Source organism: Serratia sp. OS31 (genome assembly GCF_014164835.1).
Classification (GTDB): domain Bacteria; phylum Pseudomonadota; class Gammaproteobacteria; order Enterobacterales; family Enterobacteriaceae; genus Serratia; species Serratia liquefaciens_A.
This window is the reverse complement of sequence record NZ_JACJFQ010000084.1, coordinates 1-1821: the sequence shown is the minus strand read 5'-3', so window position 1 is coordinate 1821 and position 1821 is coordinate 1. Positions and strand designations below refer to the sequence as shown.

3 protein-coding genes are annotated in these 1821 nt (G+C 43.7%); 1 reads left to right on the top strand and 2 read right to left on the bottom strand.

From position 1 onward, the window contains the following. Nucleotides 1-189 (top strand): transposase (locus tag H5P17_RS26785; RefSeq protein ID WP_255478008.1); only part of this gene is annotated, 189 nt, incomplete at its 5' end. A gap of 114 nt (nucleotides 190-303) precedes the next feature. Here H5P17_RS26785 and H5P17_RS26360 read toward each other — a convergent pair. Continuing rightward, nucleotides 304-684: a DUF4354 family protein gene (locus H5P17_RS26360; protein WP_182825909.1), complete on the bottom strand. Its 381-nt coding sequence runs from the start codon at nucleotides 682-684 to the stop codon at nucleotides 304-306. 556 nt (nucleotides 685-1240) lie between these two features. Then, nucleotides 1241-1633, bottom strand: coding sequence for a YgiW/YdeI family stress tolerance OB fold protein (locus H5P17_RS26350; protein WP_182825908.1), 393 nt, complete (start codon nucleotides 1631-1633; stop codon nucleotides 1241-1243). Nucleotides 1634-1821: the final 188 nt, after the last annotated feature.

Sequence of the window (1821 nt, the reverse complement as noted above, 5' to 3'; positions counted from 1 at the left end):
CGGCAGGAATGTCTGAACGAGAACTGGTTTATGTCTTTGGAGGATGCACGGTGCAAAATCGAGGCCTGGCGCATACACTATAATCAGAGGCGTCCCCATTCTGCGCTGGGCTGGATGACCCGTCAGAATTTGCTGAGAAGTCTGCCGGTTGCCAGAATACACAACCAACATGAAGCCGGTTATTCCTGATTATGACTGGATCATATTCGAGGTCAGGGTCATATGAAGACATTACTAACTGAGCGCTATCTAATCCTGGGAGCAGGTCAATCGAAAAAAGCAGCCAGGAGGCTGCTTATAAGATTATTTACAATCGTCGGAGATTTTTACCAGAGCGGCCTTGAAGACAGCATCGTTCTCCGAAGTAAACACAGCGATCCCCTTTACCGGTTTACCTTCTTTCAGGGAACCTGTAATTAAAACTTCATCAACAGTATCGAGTTCGAATTCTTTCTTATCAGGAGAATAAGCCTTCAGACAAAGTTTTGATAAAACGACAGTATTGGCTGATAACTTTGCTATGGAAACCTCAAAGGTTTTAGTGTAGGCAGTTTTATCACCAATTGATATAGATCCTTGATATTTTTCAGTAGCATATACGGCAACATTATCAGGAGTAGAGGCGTTTGCTGCAAAGCAAAAAACGGCCAGAGCTAGAGATGCAATAATAGCAGAAATATTCATATCAATTCCTTTTTGTCAGTCATTGGTAGAATTACGTTAGTTGGTTCCGGACACTCAAATATTGCCCCTGATGGCCAGAGAACGGCTTTCACACAATAGATGACGCACGGACATGGGTCAGCCGTTTCGTAAACTGGTACAGCGTTGAACATAAGCACAGTGGGATCAAATATGTCACGCCAGATGAACACCATCGGGCCTCGATGTGAAAATACTGGCAGCCAGAAAGTCTGTTTACAGGTTGGTTCACCAACAGCACCCAGAACGCTGGAGTAAGCAGTTACGCAACTAGGACTATATTCCGGAATATTTATCTTAACCCGGAAAAAGAGGCGGCATGACGTAATTTTATTACAACAGGCGACAACTCCCTTAAAAAACAGCGAGAATGTCTGTTCACGTTGGGCCAGAATACGTAGCAAGCCTGCGAACAATCGTACTCCGGATGATATCAAGCTACGCTTTCTGACGCGGCTACGCGAAAAATATGGTGACTTCGGCTCCTACTCACGCCACAAAAAAGCTCAGCGAGCGCCATCAAATCTCGATCTCAGAGTTAGCTGGCTTTTGATATCCTTTTTACATCAACCTCTGTGGTATGCCACTCTTTATCAAGAACACCTTCGATGATCACCGTATCATTAGGAGAAATAGAGAGGCCATACCAGTCCTCATGATCTATTTCTGCAATGATCGTTCCCGTTACATCCCGGAACAAATAGCGCTCGCCCCCAACCTGACGTTCAATTTTTCCTCTGAGCGTAACCCAGGAGTCATCCCACTGTGATTTAGCTTGCCGGACGGTCATCGGGCCACCGCCACTTAGTCCGCTATTAAATCCACCGCTCTGAGCAGCAGCCGTGTTGCCCGAAGATAAACCGACAGACTGTGCCAGAGAAGAGGTACTTAACAAAATAGCAATAGTTACCGCAGAAACAGCATATCTCATATTACTTTCCTTTATTAAGGGTAAAGTCCATTTCAATCAAAATAAATTCAGCTGTGTCATAATGAATGAAAATGGGGTGTGGATACATATATACATTATTTTAATGTTTTTATGCTAGCACCAAGGTGTATTATAAATGCAAATTAATAATATCACCATAATGTATAAGCATAATACAGCGTGAACTG

Coding starts and splice junctions, on each gene's coding strand:
- H5P17_RS26360 (WP_182825909.1), bottom strand. CDS start 684: ATGAATATTTCTGCTATTATTGCATCTCTAGCTCTGGCCGTTTTTTGC.
- H5P17_RS26350 (WP_182825908.1), bottom strand. CDS start 1,633: ATGAGATATGCTGTTTCTGCGGTAACTATTGCTATTTTGTTAAGTACC.